This is a genomic window from uncultured Pseudoflavonifractor sp. (assembly GCA_904419835.1).
Classification (GTDB): domain Bacteria; phylum Bacillota; class Clostridia; order Oscillospirales; family Oscillospiraceae; genus Pseudoflavonifractor.
Genome location: CAJFTA010000024.1, coordinates 1 through 16,717, shown reverse-complemented (window position 1 = coordinate 16,717; position 16,717 = coordinate 1). Strand labels below are relative to the sequence as shown.

Here is a 16,717-nt window from a genome sequence, read left to right as displayed (position 1 = left end):
GATTTGTCAATATCAATTTTGACGATGGGAGGGCGCATGGGGAAGAGGGGGCAGTACAAGGCACATAATTGTGTTATGCGACGGAAAAGCAGGATTTTCAGACCTTTTTGCCCTTTACTTTGACAGAAGGGATGTGATACAATGGCGAAGGATTTACATGACGTTGGTTTTAATATGCTGTCATGTCATTTTTGAAACGACCAGCAAGCAGGGGAGGACCGCACATGGAAGAGATAGAAGAACTGAAGCGGCGTCTGGCAGAGGAGCGGCCCCAGGCGTGGGACGCGTTCCCCGACATCGGGCTGTACATGGACCAGATCATCTCCTATATGCCCCGGCAGCTCATCCACTTCAGCGATGAGGACAGCCTGACCTCCGCCATGGTGAACAACTATATCAAGGACGGCATGCTCCCCCGGGCGGAGGGCAAGCGGTACAACCGGACCCACCTGGCCTATCTGACCGCCATCTGCGCCCTGAAGCAGGTGCTCTCGGTGCGGGATGCCAGCCGCCTCATCGGCGCCGGGGTGGACTTTCCCGAGAAGGACACCAGGGGCCTGTACGAGTACTTCCGCCGGGAGCTGGACCGGGCCCTCACCGAGACGGCGGAGAGCCTGGACGAGAACCTGACCGAGGACCGGCTACCCGCCCTGGCCCTGGGCCTGGCCCTGCGGAGCTATGCCGACAAGCTGGCCTGCCAGCGGGTGCTGGACATCATCCAGATGAAGCACCCCCAGCCCGAGCGGGAGGCCAGGAGCAAGGAAAAGAGCAAAAAGTAAATACAGGGCGAAATCTGAGCCCTGTATCATTACAGGAGGTATACAGCCAATGAGCGAATATGTGATTGTCACCGACTCTTCCGCCGACCTGACCGCCGGCATGGCGGAGGAGCTGGGGGTGGAGGTGCTGCCCCTGTCCTTTATGGTGAAGGGACAGACCTACCGCAACTATCCCGACAACCGGGAGATGGACCCCGGGGCGTTTTACGCCATGCTGCGGGCGGGGGAGATGGCCACCACCGCGGCGGTGAACGTGGCCGACTATACCTCCGTTCTGGAGCCCCTGCTGGAGCAGGGGAAGGATGTGCTGGTGCTGGCCTTCTCCTCCGGCCTGTCCGCCACCTATCAGTCCTCCGTCATCGCAGTGGAGGAGCTGCGGGCCAGGTTCCCGGAGCGGAAGATCTTCACCGTGGATACCCTCTGCGCCTCCCTGGGCCAGGGCCTGCTGGTGTACCTGGCAGCCAAAAAGCAGCAGGCCGGCGCCTCCATTGAGGAGGTGCGGGACTGGGCCGAGGAGAACAAGCTGCACCTGTGCCACTGGTTCACCGTGGATGACCTCCACTTCCTCAAGCGGGGCGGCCGCATCTCCGCCGCCACCGCCGTGCTGGGCTCCATGCTCCACATCAAGCCCGTGCTCCATGTGGACGACGAGGGCCACCTCATCAACATGGGCAAGGCCAGAGGCAGAGGAGCCTCCCTCACCGCCCTGGTGGATCACATGGAGGAGACCGCCATCGATCCGGCCAGCCAGGTGGTGTTCATCAGCCACGGCGACTGCCTGGCCGACGCGGAGAAGGTGGCCGGCGACGTGAAGAAGCGCTTGGGCGTGAAAGAGGTCGTCATCAACCACGTGGGCCCGGTCATCGGCGCCCACTCCGGCCCCGGCACCCTGGCCCTCTTCTTCCTGGGCTCCAGGCGGTAAAGGGCACAACCGAATATTCTCCCGCCGGACAGGCCCGGTTTCTCTTGCAATCCCAGGGGATTTCTGAGAAAATGGGCTTGTCCGGCGATGATTTATGCCCGGCGGAGGCCGGGAGAAAAGGAGCGAATACAGATGGATGACAGATGGCTGGAGGTGTCCGTCGACACCACCGACGCGGGCATGGACGACCTGGCCGCCTACCTGACCGCCTTTGACCTGGGCGGCCTGGTGCTGGAGGACGAGGCCGAGTTCCAGACCTTCCTGGAGCAGAATAAGCAGTACTGGGACTATGTGGACGAGGACCTGATGGAGCGGATGAAGGGCGTGGCCCGGGTGAAGTTCTATGTCACCGACGACGCCCACGGCCGGGAGAAGCTCTCCCGCATCACCGGCGGCCTGCCCGCTCTGCGGGAGCGCTGCGGCGGGGAGCTGGGCACTCTGGCCGTGCGCACCGCCGGACTGCGGGAGGAGGACTGGGCCAACAACTGGAAGCAGTACTACAAGCCCCTCACCGTGGGGGAGCGGCTGTACATTGTCCCCGAGTGGGAGAAGGGGGAGGCGGCCATCCCTGAGGGGCGCACCGCCCTGTACCTGAACCCGGGCCTCATTTTCGGCACCGGCACCCACGCCTCCACCCAGCTGTGCCTGGGGGGCGTGGAGGAGTTCGTGAAGGACGGGGATAGGGTGCTGGACCTGGGCTGCGGCAGCGGCATATTGTCCATCGCCGCCCTGTGCCTGGGGGCGGAGCGGGCCTTCGGCGTGGACATCGACCCCAAGGCGGTGGGCGTGGCCTATGAGAACGCCGAGATGAACGGCATCGGCCGGGACATCTACACCGTCCGGGCGGGCAACGTGCTCTCCGACAAGGCCCTGTGCGCCCAGCTGGCGGAGCAGAAGTGGAACCTGGTGCTGGCCAACATCGTGGCCGACGTGATCATTCCCCTGTCCGCCCAGGTGCCCGGCCTGCTGGCCGAGGGGGGCGTGTTCCTCTGCTCGGGCATCATCGACACCCGTTCCGCTGAGGTCCAGGCCGCCATTGAGAGCCGGGGCATGAAGATCATCCGCAGATGGGAGAAGAACGGCTGGGTGGCCCTGGCCGCGTCCCTGTAAGACCAGCCGCCCAAAGGCCCGCGGCGGAACATCTCCGCCATGCAGCCGTTTTCGGAAAAGATGTCTCGCGCCCTTTCCGACCTGTCCGCCGGAGGATTTTCCCTCCGGCGGTGGTTTTTTGCCGGGAGCTGTGATAAAATAATGGATACTTTTGAACATCAGGGGTGAGACAGCGGTGATCAAAGCGACGGTTGTGGATATGGCTCTGCCGGAGACGGGGCGGATGTTTGCCGTCAGCGACATTCACGGCGCGGGGGATCTGCTGAAGCGGGCGCTGGAGCAGGTGGGCTTTGGGCCGGAGGACACCCTCTTTGTGCTGGGGGACATTGTGGAGAAGCGGGCGGGGAGCCTGGAGACGCTGCAGTATGTCATGGAGCTGAAGCGTCGGTACCGGGTGCACGTGCTGTGCGGCAACTGCGACGACCTGGTGCCCGGGTTCCTGGACGGCCGGGATGAGCTGGACCGGGAATTTTACGACCACTATTTCCGCTTCTTCAAGGAGCGCAGCGTGCTGGTGGAGATGGGGCTGACCCTGGGGCTGACCCTGGAGGACTGCCTGGACCAGCCCAGGCTCCGGGCCGCCATCGCTCAGCCCTTCCGGGCGGAGCTGGACTTTCTCCGCGGCCTGCCCACGGCGATCCGCACGCCGGAGATCCTCTTTGTCCACGGGGGCGTGCCCTCCGCCCAGGGCATTGAGGACATGGAGGCCTGGCGGTGCATGAAAAACGACAATTTCCTGGGCCAGGACAACCAGCTGGACCGCTGGTGCGTGGTGGGACACTGGCCCACCACCCTGTACCGGCCGGACATCCCCTGCTTCAACCCCATTGTGGACAAGGAGAAGCGGGTTATCAGCATTGACGGCGGCACCTCCATCAAGGAGGACGGCCAGCTGAACCTGGTGGAGCTGGACCGGACCGGCATGGTCTCCTGGGTGGGGCTGGACCGGCTGCCCACCGCCCAGGCCCTGGACAGCCAGGAGGCCAGCATCGGCTCGGTGAACATCCGCTGGGGCCGGGACAACCTGATCGCCGTGCTGGAGCGGGGGGAGGAGTTCTGCCGCTGCCGCCATATGACCACCGGCCGGGAGATTGACATTCTCACCGACTACATCTGGGAGAAGGAGGGCCTCACCTATTGCGAGGACTCCACCGACTACCGCCTGCCCGTGACGGCGGGGGAGCGGGTGTCCGTGGTGCGGCGCACCTCCCGGGGGGCTCTGGTAAAGAAAAACGGCGTCACCGGCTGGTACTCCGGCCGCCTGACCGAACCTACTCCCGGCCTTTCCACCTGATTTGTACAAAAAATCAGGAAAACGGGGAGAAAATCCCTTGACTTTAAGCCCTTGGGCTGATATACTATCATAGCCGCTTTGAACAGGTCTCAAGTGAGCCTTCGCTCCGCCTGCAACAGCGAGCCCGTAATGAAGGAGTGAAACAGAATGCACGCAATTATCGAGACCGGCGGCAAGCAGTTCAAGGTGACCGAGGGCGACACCCTCTTCATCGAGAAGCTGCCCGTGGAGTCCGGCGAGACCGTCACCTTTGACAAGGTCCTGGCCGTTATCGACGGCGACAAGATCACCGTGGGCACCCCCGTGGTGGCCGGCGCCAAGGTGGACGCCAGCGTCGTGAAGAACGGCAAGGGCAAGAAGGTCATCGTCTTCAAGTACAACCCCAAGAAGGGCTACAGCCGCAAGCAGGGTCACCGTCAGCCCTACACCAAGGTGACCATCGGCAAGATCTCCGTGTAATGATTACCGCATCATTCCGGATGAACGGCGACCGCATCGAGGGCTTTACCGTAAAGGGCCACAGCGGCTACGCCGACGAGGGACATGACATTGTCTGCGCCGCCGTCACCAGCGCCGTCCGCCTCACCGAGTGCGCCGTCAACGATGTGCTCGGGCTGGAGGCCAGCGTGAAGGTGAGAGAGCGGGACGCGGCCGTCACCCTCCGCCTCCCCGGCGGGCTGGGCGAGGAGAATGAGAGCACCTGTCAGACCCTTCTGACCGCCCTCATGGTCTACCTCACCGAGCTCCACGGCGAGTACCCCGAAAATATTATTGTGATGGAGGAGGAGTAAGTCCTCTCCGTCCCAACCATTTATCTGCACACTGTCTGGAGGTGTACGACACATGCTGAAGATTGGCATTCAGTTCTTCGCCCACAAGAAGGGCGTCGGCTCCACCCGCAACGGCCGTGACTCCGAGTCCAAGCGCCTGGGCGTGAAGCGGGCCGACGGTCAGTTTGTTCTGGCCGGCAACATCCTGGTCCGTCAGCGCGGCACCCACATCCATCCCGGCGTCAACGTGGGCAAGGGCAGCGACGACACCCTGTTTGCCCTCAAGAGCGGCACCGTGAAGTTTGAGCGGCTGGGCAAGGACCGCAAGCAGGTCTCCATTGTGGAGATCGCCCAGTAACCGTTCTATATGGGTATACAGAGAGCCTCGGACGGGACCCCGTTCGGGGCTCTTTCTTTCTGAAAGGAGGCGGCATATGCCGAATTTTATTGATACCGCCCGCATCACCGTCCGCTCCGGCAACGGCGGCAACGGCGCGGTGGCCTTCCACCGGGAAAAGTATGTGGCCGCAGGCGGCCCCTCCGGCGGCGACGGCGGCCGGGGCGGCGACGTCATTCTCAAAACCGACCGCCACCTGTCCACCCTGATGGACTTCCGCTACAAGCGCAAATACGTGGCCGAAAACGGCCAGGACGGCCAGAGCCGCCGCTGCACCGGCAAGGATGGCGCGGACCTGGTCATCAAGGTGCCGGTGGGCACCGTGGTGAAGGACGGGGAGACCGGGGAGATCATCTGCGACATGTCCGGGGACGAGCCCTTTGTGCTGGCCCGGGGCGGCAAGGGCGGCTGGGGCAACCAGCACTTCGCCACCCCCACCCGGCAGGTGCCCCGGTTCGCCAAGGCCGGCCTGCCCGGCGTCACCCGGGACGTGGTGCTGGAGCTGAAGCTGCTGGCCGACGTGGGCCTGGTGGGCTTCCCCAACGTGGGCAAATCCACCCTGCTCAGCGTGGTGAGCAAGGCCAATCCCAAGATCGCCAACTACCACTTCACCACCCTCTATCCCAACCTGGGCGTGGTGTACGTGGAGGAGGGCACCTCCTTCGTCATGGCCGACATCCCGGGCATCATCGAGGGGGCCAGCGAGGGCGCCGGTCTGGGCCACGACTTCCTCCGCCATATCGACCGCTGCCGCCTGCTCATCCACGTGGTGGATGTGTCCGGCTGCGAGGGCCGGGACCCGGTGGAGGACTTTGAGACCATCAACAGGGAACTGGCCGAGTACAGCCCCCAGCTGGCGGGCCGGCCCATGATTGTGGCCGCCAACAAGATCGATATCGCCCCCGACCGCACCCTGGTGGACAAGCTGAAGGCCCATGTGGAGGCCAAGGGCATGGACTTCTATGAGATTTCCGCCGCCGCCCAGAAGGGCGTCCGGGAGCTGGTGTACGCCGCCGCCCGGGCCCTGCGGGACCTGCCCCCCATCACGGTGTACGAGCCCACCTATGTGGAGCGGCCGCCCCAGGTGGACATGTCCCAGCCCCTCAGCATCACCCGCGAGGACGATGTGTGGCTTGTGGAGGGCCCCTGGCTGGAGCGGCTTATGTCCAACGTCAACTTCGGGGACTACGAGTCCCGCAACTGGTTTGACAGGATGCTCCGGGAGTCCGGCCTGTTTGAGCGGCTGGAGGAGATGGGCATCCAGGACGGGGACACCGTGTCCATGTACAACCTGGAATTTGAATATCAGCGCTGAAAAAAGGTGAGGCACGCAGTGTGCCTCACCTTTTTTGCGTCTATGGGAACCGTTACGCCTGGGGGACGGGAATTTCAAACTCCTGCTGGCCCATATAGCCGGGGGCGATCTCGTACTTCTCAAAGATCACCACCGGGTTGCCGTTCCCGTTGATATAGAACCGCTGGTCGGCGGTGATGGACTGGAAGCCCTCAATGCCGTCGGTGCCGTCAAAGTACACATTGTCCGGGTCCTGGCTCCGGCGGGCGATCTCCTCCCGGATCACCTGGTTGGCGATCTCCTTGTAGTCCGGGCCCAGCATGTCCTGGAGTGTCAGCTCCCTGCCGGTCTCCAGGTCGATGTTGTAGCAGAAGAGCTCGGTGTAGGCGCTGGCCTTGGTCTCGGTCTTGAGGACAACAAAGGACAGATACTGGCTGCTCTGGCACTTGACCTCGTAGTCCACGCTGATGGTCACCGGTATAAATTCGTCCGGGTTGCCGCCGGTGGCCACAAAGGCCGCCCTGGTCTCCTCCGCCCGGGCCTGGGCCTCTGCCAGAATGGCGTCGATGCGGGTCTGAATCTCGGTATTGATCCGCTGCTCCAGGTCGGTGTTGCCGGTGTCCTCCACGGCGGGCATGCGCACGTCGATGAGCCGCTCTTCGTCGGCGATAGAGTACTCGGTGACGGTCACCACACGGGCCAGGTCCCCCAGCACGGGCACCTGGTACACCGCGCTGGCAAAGGCCGGGCTGGCGTTGACCAGCAGCACAAAGCTGGCGCAGCAGGCGGCCAGGGAGGCCAGGGTCCCGCCCCGCCGGCGCAGCCTGCGGCGGCGCCGCTCCCCCTCACGCAGGGCGGCGGCCACCGCGAAGTCCAGCTCCGGGGGAATTTCCACCGACTGATAGCGGGCCTTTGCCGCCTGGAATGTTTCATTCATCGCGCAAATCCTCCCCTGTCATGTCCCGCAGCTTCTTCAGCGCCTTATACAGCCGGGATTTCACCGTGTTCAGGTTGACGCCGGTGGTCCGGGCGATCTCCTCCAGCTTCATGTCCTCAAAAAAACGCAGCCGGATGACCGCCTGCTCCCTGGGGTCCAGCCGGTCGATGGCGTCGTACAGGTCCAGCCGCTCCCCCGGGTCCCGATCGGAAGGAGCGCTCTGCCGCTCCAGCTCCTCCAGCGGAAGAATACGGCGTGTCCGGCGGAAGTGGTTCATGCTCTCATTGAGGAGAATCCGGTAGAACCAGGTCCTGAGATAGGCCGGTTCCCGGAGCGTGTCCGCCTTGGAGAGGGCCTTGACGATGCTCTCCTGGACCACATCCAGCGCCGCGTCCCGGTTTTTGACATAGCTGAAGGCCAGGCGGTAAAAATCCTCCTGGTGCGAGACGATATAGTCGGCCAGCAGCCGGCGGATGTCGGGAGGCTGTGACTTCAAGGCGGAAAAATCGCTCCTTTGCGCACAGCCCCCGCATCCCGTCATTCAATGATTAGACGGGATGCGGGGGTAAAAAGTTTTTGGGAGATATGGATTTTGCGGGTAAAAACTTACTTCAGGCCGTCCACGGCGGTTTTGGCCGCGCCGGCATCGTTGGCCACGGCCAGCAGCACGCTGCTCCCGCGCAGCTCCAGCACCGCGTTCTCCAGCTTGGGCACCTCGGCAGGGGCGTAGTCCTTGTAGGTGGCGGCCATGTCCTCCAGATAGGTCTTGAACATGTCCACGGCGGCCTGGGCGGCGGCCTCGTCCTTCCACACCGTCACCGACACCTGCTCGGCAAAGCCGGAGGCGGAGTAGGCCTTGGAGGCGGTGAGGGTGGAGCTGTCCAGCCCGTAGCCGGAGAAGTCGTAGAGCAGGGCCGCGTCCAGCTCGGTCAGCTCCACGGAGAAGGCGCCGGAGTCCAGCACCGCCTGGGTGGCGGCCTCCGGGTCAAAGGCGGCGCTCCCGCTGTCCGCGGGAGCGGAACAGGCGCCCAGCAGCAGGCACAGCGCCGCCGCCAGGCACAGCAGCTTGGTGAGAGAATGTTTCATCATAATCAGGCTCCTTCCTCGCCGGCTTCCGTCTGACCCGCCCAGTAGAGCTCAGGGTCCACGGTGTGGATCTTCAGGTAGTCGTACCACTTGATGTAGTAATCCTTGGTGAAGTGGACGCCGTCGGTGCTGCCCTCTGCGGGCAGGACGCCGGTCTCGTCCACCAGGGCGGCGTTGACATCCACCAGCACGGCGTGCTTTTCCGCGGCCACGTCCGCGATAATGTCATTATACACCGCGATCTTCTCGTTTGTCACGTAGTAGGGCTGATTATTGGCCGCGCATTCGTCCGGGTTGACTGACACCAGGTTCTGCAGGTAGACGACCGCGTCGGGCTGAATGGCCCGGATCTCGTCCACCATATCGGCGTAGGCGGTGGCAAAGGCGTTGTCGTTGAAGTAGCCCAGCTCGTTGATGCCCAGCATGACGTATACCTTGCCGTACTGCTTCAGGCCAAGGGCCTCCATCATGGTGTAGGTCTGGCCGTCGATGCGGATGCGGTCCTTGGTGTCCACGTCAAAGACGGTGATGCCGGTGTGCTGGATAAAGTCGGCGCCGGGGACGCCGCCGTAGAGCCGCAGGCCGTCGGTGCGGGAGTCCCCCAGGAATACCGCGTCGTCAAACCAGCTGTCGTCCACCGCGTCCGTCTCGGGGGCGGGCTGGGTGAAGTCGTAGGAGCCGGACGGGGCGGCGCTGTCAGAGGGCGCGGCAGATTCGGTGGGGGGCGCAACCGAGGCGCCGCCGTCCTCCTGGCCGGCAGAGCCGGGGGCCGTCTCCGACGGGGAGGGGGTGGGCTGAAGGGTCTCGCTGGGGCTGGGGATGACCGTCTCGGAGGGCGCGGGGGTGTCCGAAGGCTGGGTCACGCCCCCCTGGGCCTCGGGCTTCTGGCCGAGGAACATCACAAGAAGGACGATAACCACAATGACCGCGGCCGCGACCAGCAGAATTACAGGGCCGGAGGGGCCCCGCCGGCGGCGGTAGCGGCGGCGGGAAGAACGGGGGCGGGAATGGGCGGAGGTACGGTACTCGGAAGACATGGTAAAGAGCTCCTCTGTTTCTTTCTCTTTTTTGGCGGGGAAATGGGTGGAAAGCGGTCAGGCGCCGCCCAGAATCAGGTGGGAAATCTGGTCAAAGGAGCGGGCCTCAAAGGTGGGGACAATGTCCGGCCTGCCCGGCAGGCCGTTGGGGTTGTACCAAATGGAGTCCAGGCCGGCGTTGACGGCGCCCAGAATGTCGGCGGTCAGGCTGTCCCCCACCACCACAATCCGGGCAGAGGGAGGCAGGGACATGGCGGACAGCACAGCGCCGAAGAATTGGCGCTGGGGCTTCTGATACCCCACCTCCTCCGAGATGAAGAGCCAGGGGATCAGCGCCTTCAGGGGGGAGCGGGCGAACCGGCCCCGCTGGGCGGAGGCCACGCCGTTGGTGACGATGGCCAGGGTGCAGCTGGGGACCAGAGCGCGGCACAGCTCCTCCGCGCCGGGGAGCAGGCAGCCCGCCTCGGCCAGCCGGGAGAGGTAAAAGGCGTTCATCTCCGCCGGGTCATGATGCCCGCCCAGGGAGCGCTGGAGGGCGGCGAACCGCTCCACCACCAGCCACTCCCGCTTCACCTCGCCCCGGTCGAACCGCTCCCACAGGTCCCGGTTCACCGCCAGGTAGCAGTCCCTGGACCTGCCGTCCACCGGATAGCCGTACGCCTCCAGGGTCAGGTCCAGGGCCTGGGCCTCGGCGGCGTCAAAGTCAAAGAGGGTGTTGTCCGCGTCAAAGAGCACGGTGTCGTATCGCTGAGACATGCCGTCACGCTCCTTTCCTCTTTTGGTGCCGCCGGTAGAGATAGCTGTTGATGAGCCGCACCAGGGAGGATACCAGCAGCACCCCCACCGCCAGGGACCCGGCCAGCCCCAGGGTGTGGAACAGCACATTCAGGAAGAGATCGGTCTCGCCGTTGATGGCGTGCTCCATGGCGTAGTAGATGCCGCCGCCGGGGACCAGAGGGAAGAAGGCCACCAGCAGATAGGCCGTCACCGGGCACTTGCGGATCCGGGCCATGATCTCCGAATAGGCGGAGATAAACACCGCCGCCGCGAAGGACTGGAGCAGGTCGCTGTGGAACACGGGGGCGGCGGCCAGATAGACCAGCCAGCCCAGCCCGCCTCCCACGGCGCAGATGAGGATGCCCAGGCCGTGGATATTGAACAGGACGGAGAAGCCGATACAGGCCACAAAGGCGTACAGGCAGGGCAGCAGGTAGGTCTGAACGAGCTCCATCACACCGCACCTCCCCACAGCAGCCGGGCCAGCCACAGGGACACGCCGGTGCCCAGGGCGATGGCCATGCCGATGAGCAGGGCCTCGGCGGCCTTGGAGATGCCCGCCATCATGTCCCCGGCCATAATATCCCGCATGGCGTTGGTGAACAGCACGCCGGGCACCAGAATCATCAGCGCGCCGATGGTGATGAAGTCCACGTTCTGGCCCAGCCCCACCACCCGCAGCCCCAGAGCCAGCAGGCCGGAGACGGTGCCGCCGGCCACGGTCTTGAAGAACAGGTTGGTGCCCAGCCGGGAGAGGAAGGTGAGGCACAGCCCGATGGCCACGCCGCACAGTCCGCCGCACAGGGCGTCCCGCCAGGTGCCGCCGAAGAAGGGCACAAAGGCCGCCGCGCCCACAAAGTAGGCCAGCAGCTGGGCGGGGAAGGAGTAGTACCGCCGGGAGGAGAGCAGGTCGTCCATCCGGCGCTCCGCCTCGTCCAGCGGGGGCGTCTCCACGCACAGGCGGCGGCACAGGTCGTTGCACCGCTCCAGCTGGTAGATGTCGGTGCCGTGGCTGGGCATCCGCCGCACCCGGGTGAGCACCTGGCCCTCCGGGGTCACCAGGCTGGCGATGATGCAGTTGGGAATGGCGAACACCTCGCCGGTGGTAAGGCCGTAGGCCTGGAGCAGGCGGCGGATGGACTCCTCCACCCGGTAGATCTCCGCGCCGCTTTCCAGCAGGCGGTAGCCCATTTCCATGGACAGATTCAAAAGGCGATCATAATCCAAAGAGAGTCCCTCATTCATGTTCAAATGGGTGCGGACGCTCCGGAAACGGGTACAGATATTGGACGGGGAACAGGGGGAAAAAGTTGTCCGGAGCGCAAAAAAATTTTTACTGCCCGCTGTGGGCCGCGCCGCCGCCGGTGACGGCCTGGTGCTCCCGGGAGAGCTCCTCGCACAGCTGGGCGAAGGTCCAGCTGACGTTGGTGGGGGTGAGCATGGCCTTGTGGGCGATGAAGGGCACGCCGGAGCGCTTCAGGGCGGCGAGCAGGGCGTCCAGCCGCTGGCGGGAGAAGCCGGAGAGCACCAGGGCGGGCTCCGCCGGGGCGGCGGGGACGGCCGCGCCGTCCTCACGGGCGGCAAAGCCCTTCAGGCCGAAGAGATGCCCCACCGTCTCCCCCATCTGCTCGGGGGACACCGGGCGCACCCGCACGCCCTGGATGGCAAAGGCCTTCCGGGCGGCGGAGAAGAGGACGGGATCGGGGCAGTACCAGAGAACAGATTCCTGATTGGGCATGAGAAAACCTCCTGAAGCCCCGCCGTCTGGGGCGGGGATGAAATAGACATCAAAATGTTGGGCGGAAGAGACCTCAGGCCGCTCCCCGGATCAGCTCATAGGCCCGGTTCAGGGCGTCCTCTGAGGGACAGAGCACATCGGGCGTGATGGGCTCACCGGCCTTCTCCCGGTCGATGCGGCACCACTTTTTGTAGGAGACATTGAAGCGCAGCCTGGAGTTGGGCAGCAGGAACCGGAGAAGGTCACCGTAGCTGTCGGGCAGATTGCCGCAGGGCTCCCCCACCAGGGTGCCCAGGTCATTGTCCGCCACCAGCATGGCAAAGTCCATGCCGGAGCTGAACGTATTCAGGTCGGTCAGCACATAGAGAGACCCGTCAAAGGTGGGCTCCGCCCGGTCGTTGACATATACCTGGTCCCTGTACCACTTCAGATACCAGCCGTACCGCACCGCGCAGTCCCAGGCGCGGTACTGGTCCACGTCCAGATAGCGGAGAAATTCGTTGGCCACCAGAGAGTTGCCGCCGGTGTTGCCCCGCAGGTCCACAATCACGTTCTCAATGCCCAAGAAGTCCACCCGCTGGAAGAAGGCGGCCACCGTGGAGCAGTACTCCTCATCGTAGACGCAGGAGGTCAGGGTGAAGACGGCCAGATTGTTCCGGGCATCCATGATGTAGTCGGGCTTTGGGTAGCCGCCCGAGCTCTCCAGCGGGGCAAAGTCGAAATGGATGGTCTGCACCCCGGTTTCGGTCTGGAAGGTCATGTCCACCCCGTCCGAGGTGTCCACGCCGCAGGTGCGCAGCACAGGCTCATAGTTGATGCCGTAGGTCCAGAAATTGTGCTCAACGTATTCGTCCAGCTCAAAGGAGGAGATGGCCTTGTAGGCCGCCAGGACCTCCTCGCTGGGCACGCCGTTGATGGTCAGAGGGAGGCCTAACTGGGCGATGGTGACGCCGGTGTCAATGTAGTAATAGGGCGCATCAGGGTCGGGCCGCCAGGACACGGTGGTGTGCGCGTCCCGCAGGGAGGCGGCCACCCCGGCCGCCAGACGGTAAAACTCCAGTACGGAGATCTCATCCCCAATGGAGGAACGGGCCTGCTGATAGGCCTCCTCTGCCGCTGCATCCCTACCCGAGCCGTCCAGCCAGGCCGGATGGCGCTCCCGCAGGCAGGTCATCAGGTAGTCCAGGTCCTCCCGGGCCTGCTCTCCGGTCAGCACGTCCTCCAGGGCCAGGGAGGGTTCGTCGGACTGCACCGTCCCCCGGTAGGGGTCGATATACAGCGGGGAACAGACCCACAGCAGGGCCGCTGCCGCCAGAACAAGGACCAGCACAGCAAGAACGGCGATGACAACGCGCCGTTTTCCCTTTCTTTGTCCGGGTTCACGTGCCTCCATCAGACGAAATCTCCCCTCTGTGTGCTGTACGTCATTTAAATATTCCTGTATATGTTTTTAGCAAGTGAAATGATTGCGGATTTTAAATCTTCTTTTTTCCCTGCGGCCTTTTTTGCGGCTTCCAGATAGGCGTCTGGGTCAGCCTGACGCAGTAGATTTACAGCCTCCCATTTTTCGTTTGAGCGAGTTAAGTAATACTCTCTTGCAGCCTGATAGCTGGGCAGTTCCATGGCCTCGGCAATCAGGGATTTAAGTTGCTCGTCCGGCAGGTGCTTTGTACCCTGACAGATATAGTAAAATGTCCAGCCTGCTAGCTCAGAAAAAAGACTTTTTTCTAATATTGAACGCGGATATTCCGGATGTTTTTCGATAAAGCTCAGCTGATAATGTTTTATGCTGTTAATATCTTGCGCTGTGTGGAGTGAAAAACGGTTTGTTCCGCCGCTTCCCTGACGATATACATACAGTGTATCAGGAATAAAAGAAAAACTTCTGCATGTTTCTAACAGATACATGTTCATAACCTGATCATCACCCCAAAAAAGGCGCTCTGCTTGATTAGCAGGGGGAAGGTTATTCAAAAGACTACGATGATAAACCTTGTTAAAGACGATGACTTTTAAATTTGCTTCATCCCAAAAACTGCACAAAAGTTTTGGATATTCCTGCTTCATAAAGGCATCTCGGTCCAGATAGATATCTGCCCGAACAGTTTTTTGAGCCTTCCGCAAGTGATTATACTTCTTGGAGTATCCAAACTGCATTGCATCGCATGGATGAGACTGGAGCTTTTTATAAATAGCTGAAAAAGCTCGACTGGAAGCATAGTAATCGTCTGCATCACAGAACATTACATAGGTTCCCTGAGCGCGCTGGGCACCATAAAGCCTGGTCTGATAGGAACCACCATTTGTTTTTTTCAGATAACGAATCCGCCGATCCTGGGCAGCATATCGAGTGCATATTTCCTCTGTGCTATCAGTAGAGCCATCGTCCACAAGCAACAGCTCGTAGTCCTGAAAAGTCTGCGATAAGATAGAGCGAATGGTTTGCTCCACATAGGCCTGAGCATTATACATCGGAACAATGACAGACAGCCATGGTGTGGAGTTACCTGTATTGGAATATATCGGCTTACTCATATGCCTGCCTCCTATATTTACGTAATATTTTTTGCTTTCTGTACCGATACATTGCTTAAAATATTTTGTATAAGGTTCCAAATGATTTATCTGCTTTTAGATGTCAAAAGCGCCACCGTCTCGATGTGCTCCGTGTGGGGGAACATGTCCACCCCCTGGATGGACTCCACCTTCCAGCCCCGTTCCGCCAGATATTCCAGGTCCCGGCGCTGGGTCTCCGGGTTGCAGGAGATATACACCGCCCGAGCGGGGGACACCCGGCACAGGGCGTCCAGAAACACGGGTGTGCTGCCCGCCCGGGGCGGGTCCAGAAATACCACGTCCAGCTTCTCCCCCCGGGCGGCCATGCCGTCCAGGAAGGCGGCGGCGTCCCCGCAGCGGAAGCGGGAATTGCGGATATTGTTGGCTTTGGCGTTCTCCCCGGCGCAGGCGGCGGCGCTCCGGTTGAGCTCCACGCCCACCACGCTGCCCGCGTGGGCGGCGGCGGACAGGCCGATGGTGCCCACGCCGCAGTAGGCGTCCAGCACCCGCTCCTTGCCGGTAAGCTTGGCGGCGGCAATGGCGGCGGAGTAGAGCACCTGGGTCTGCGCGGGGTTGATCTGATAGAAGCTGGAGGGGGAGATGCGGAACCTCACGCCGCAGAGGGTGTCCTCAATATACCCCCTGCCGTACAGGATTTTCTCCCGCTCCCCCAGCACGGCGCTGCCCGGCCTGGGGTTGATGTTCTGGGCCAGGGTGGCGATGGCGGGGCACAGCTCCTTCACCCGGGCGGCAAAGGCCCGGGCCCCCGGCAGCACCGGCGACGCGGTCACCAGCACGGCAAGCACCTCCCCGGTGGTCAGGCTGTGGCGGCAGAGCACGTGGCGGATAAGGCCGGTGCGCCTGTTTTCGTCAAAGGGCTGGTAGCGGAACTCACGGGCGGCCTGCCGCACGGCGGCCACCGCCCGGTCCAGGGCCTCCTGGTGGAGCAGGCAGGATTCCACCGGCACCACCCGGTGGGTGCCCTGGGCGTAGATGCCGCTGACCAGGGCCTTGCCCGGCCCCCAGGCAAAGGAGGAGATGACCTTGTTCCGGTAGTGCCAGGGGTGCTCCATGCCCAGAATGGGGGCCACCGGGCCAAACTCCCCCAGCAGCGCCTCCAGCCTGGCCTGCTTTGCCCTCAGCTGCTCCCCGTAGGGCAGGGAGAGCATGGGGCAGCCGCCGCAGCCCCGCTTCTCCAGCGGGCAGCGCCCCGCCGCCCCGCTGGTTCCTTCCATCTGTGCGCCCATCTCCACACCCCCTGCCGGACGGCCCGGAAAGCAGCCGCCTCCCGGGCCAAATGAAAACCTGATACGCATCAAAGTATAGCAGATATCAACCCCCAATACCAGAATAGTTTTCCCGAAAATTTCCCCTTTTTGCCGTGGATTTTTACGAAAAGCTGGGTATGAGAATGGAGAGAAAAACGCCGGGAGCGGAGGCGGGGGTGCGGGGCAGGCCGTTCAGCGCGCCCGTGGCCGCTCCGCCCGCCCCGGCGATTCCCGGGCGGGGCGGGATTGCATCTTTTTTGAAAGGAAAAAAGAAGAAAAAGGGAGTATTCTGTCTCTCACAGGAAGAGGGACTGGACAGCGGCGGGGAGGGGGATGCGCATGTACGCACAGACCACATTTCTGGCGGCCTCCGGGCTGGGGGTGGGGATCACCGCGGGCGCCCGGCCGGAGGGGCGGACGCTGGCGCGGGCCGGGGCCTGCTCGGCGGCCCTGCGGCGAAACATAGACCTGGGGGCGCTGCGGAAATTCCCTGCCGCCCAGAGAAGCGCCCGCCGCGGACCTGTCCCGGCGGCCCGCGCCGGGCGGACAGCGGCCTGACGGCAAAAACCGGGCGGTATGCCGAATCTCGGCATACCGCCCGGTCAGCCTGTCGAAAAAGCCTTTTCGCCAGGCTCAGCGTGTCGAAAAACCTCGGTTGAACAGAATCGGGCTGTGTCGGGGCGGGGGAGCGCGAGGGGGCAGCCGCCCGCCCCGCGTGGAATCGAATGCCCCGGAAGCCTTGCTGTGCAAGG

General features: G+C 63.1%; 20 protein-coding genes. 8 read left to right on the top strand and 12 right to left on the bottom strand.

Annotation, left to right across the window (positions count from 1 at the left end; all coding sequences use genetic code 11):
* Nucleotides 1-224 precede the first annotated feature (224 nt).
* From QZY67_RS06165 to obgE, 8 genes are all read left to right on the top strand, one after another.
* Nucleotides 225-779: a DUF1836 domain-containing protein gene (locus QZY67_RS06165; RefSeq protein WP_295369125.1), complete on the top strand. Its 555-nt coding sequence runs from the start codon at nt 225-227 to the stop codon at nt 777-779.
* Nucleotides 780-828: 49 nt separating this feature from the next.
* Nucleotides 829-1,701, top strand: a complete 873-nt coding sequence (locus QZY67_RS06160; RefSeq protein ID WP_294533264.1) for a DegV family protein — start codon at nt 829-831, stop codon at nt 1,699-1,701.
* Nucleotides 1,702-1,833: 132 nt separating this feature from the next.
* Entirely contained in the window at nt 1,834-2,811 is a 978-nt protein-coding gene (gene prmA, locus QZY67_RS06155; RefSeq protein ID WP_295369121.1) for a 50S ribosomal protein L11 methyltransferase, read from the top strand.
* A gap of 175 nt (nt 2,812-2,986) precedes the next feature.
* Nucleotides 2,987-4,105, top strand: coding sequence for a metallophosphoesterase (locus QZY67_RS06150; RefSeq protein ID WP_295369119.1), 1,119 nt, complete (start codon nt 2,987-2,989; stop codon nt 4,103-4,105).
* A 147-nt stretch (nt 4,106-4,252) separates the two neighbouring features.
* Nucleotides 4,253-4,564: a 50S ribosomal protein L21 gene (gene rplU / locus QZY67_RS06145; RefSeq protein WP_006571301.1), complete on the top strand. Its 312-nt coding sequence runs from the start codon at nt 4,253-4,255 to the stop codon at nt 4,562-4,564.
* On the top strand, nt 4,564-4,896 hold the full coding sequence (locus QZY67_RS06140; RefSeq protein ID WP_295369116.1) for a ribosomal-processing cysteine protease Prp: 333 nt from the start codon (nt 4,564-4,566) through the stop codon (nt 4,894-4,896). Before rplU ends, QZY67_RS06140 begins: the two co-directional genes overlap by 1 nt.
* Nucleotides 4,897-4,948: 52 nt before the next feature.
* Complete coding sequence (rpmA, locus tag QZY67_RS06135) at nt 4,949-5,233, top strand: 50S ribosomal protein L27 (protein WP_294520363.1); 285 nt, start codon at nt 4,949-4,951, stop codon at nt 5,231-5,233.
* A gap of 76 nt (nt 5,234-5,309) precedes the next feature.
* Nucleotides 5,310-6,587: a GTPase ObgE gene (gene obgE / locus QZY67_RS06130; RefSeq protein ID WP_295369113.1), complete on the top strand. Its 1,278-nt coding sequence runs from the start codon at nt 5,310-5,312 to the stop codon at nt 6,585-6,587.
* Nucleotides 6,588-6,639: 52 nt separating this feature from the next.
* Here obgE and QZY67_RS06125 read toward each other — a convergent pair whose 3' ends face one another.
* From QZY67_RS06125 to QZY67_RS06070, 12 genes are all read right to left on the bottom strand, one after another.
* A complete protein-coding gene (locus tag QZY67_RS06125) occupies nt 6,640-7,503 on the bottom strand; it encodes a DUF3298 and DUF4163 domain-containing protein (RefSeq protein WP_295369111.1) in 864 nt (287 codons plus the stop codon).
* A complete protein-coding gene (locus QZY67_RS06120) occupies nt 7,496-7,999 on the bottom strand; it encodes a sigma-70 family RNA polymerase sigma factor (protein WP_294533242.1) in 504 nt (167 codons plus the stop codon). The genes QZY67_RS06125 and QZY67_RS06120 overlap by 8 nt, the downstream gene beginning before the upstream one ends.
* A 110-nt stretch (nt 8,000-8,109) precedes the next feature.
* Nucleotides 8,110-8,592, bottom strand: a complete 483-nt coding sequence (locus QZY67_RS06115) for a DUF4358 domain-containing protein (RefSeq protein ID WP_295369109.1) — start codon at nt 8,590-8,592, stop codon at nt 8,110-8,112.
* 2 nt (nt 8,593-8,594) lie between these two features.
* Nucleotides 8,595-9,626, bottom strand: coding sequence for a GDSL-type esterase/lipase family protein (locus tag QZY67_RS06110; protein WP_295369107.1), 1,032 nt, complete (start codon nt 9,624-9,626; stop codon nt 8,595-8,597).
* 57 nt (nt 9,627-9,683) lie between these two features.
* On the bottom strand, nt 9,684-10,382 hold the full coding sequence (locus QZY67_RS06105; RefSeq protein WP_294533232.1) for a YjjG family noncanonical pyrimidine nucleotidase: 699 nt from the start codon (nt 10,380-10,382) through the stop codon (nt 9,684-9,686).
* Between the two features lie 4 nt (nt 10,383-10,386).
* Nucleotides 10,387-10,857 carry a threonine/serine exporter family protein gene (locus QZY67_RS06100; protein WP_294533230.1) on the bottom strand — a complete coding sequence of 157 codons (471 nt, stop codon included), beginning with the start codon at nt 10,855-10,857 and terminating at the stop codon, nt 10,387-10,389.
* A complete protein-coding gene (locus QZY67_RS06095) occupies nt 10,857-11,630 on the bottom strand; it encodes a threonine/serine exporter family protein (RefSeq protein ID WP_295369105.1) in 774 nt (257 codons plus the stop codon). The genes QZY67_RS06100 and QZY67_RS06095 overlap by 1 nt, the downstream gene beginning before the upstream one ends.
* Nucleotides 11,631-11,736: 106 nt before the next feature.
* The gene (locus QZY67_RS06090) at nt 11,737-12,141 is read right to left on the bottom strand and encodes a DUF3783 domain-containing protein (RefSeq protein WP_295369103.1); all 405 of its coding nucleotides are present in this window, start codon (nt 12,139-12,141) and stop codon (nt 11,737-11,739) included.
* Between the two features lie 73 nt (nt 12,142-12,214).
* Nucleotides 12,215-13,534, bottom strand: a complete 1,320-nt coding sequence (locus QZY67_RS06085) for a S41 family peptidase (RefSeq protein WP_295369101.1) — start codon at nt 13,532-13,534, stop codon at nt 12,215-12,217.
* A gap of 35 nt (nt 13,535-13,569) precedes the next feature.
* Nucleotides 13,570-14,676, bottom strand: coding sequence for a glycosyltransferase family 2 protein (locus tag QZY67_RS06080; RefSeq protein ID WP_295369099.1), 1,107 nt, complete (start codon nt 14,674-14,676; stop codon nt 13,570-13,572).
* An 86-nt stretch (nt 14,677-14,762) separates the two neighbouring features.
* Nucleotides 14,763-15,944 (bottom strand): 23S rRNA (uracil(1939)-C(5))-methyltransferase RlmD, encoded by a 1,182-nt coding sequence (rlmD, locus tag QZY67_RS06075; protein ID WP_295369097.1) that lies wholly within the window; start codon nt 15,942-15,944, stop codon nt 14,763-14,765.
* Between the two features lie 317 nt (nt 15,945-16,261).
* A complete protein-coding gene (locus QZY67_RS06070) occupies nt 16,262-16,429 on the bottom strand; it encodes a hypothetical protein (RefSeq protein WP_295369095.1) in 168 nt (55 codons plus the stop codon).
* Between the last annotated feature and the right edge of the window lie 288 nt (nt 16,430-16,717).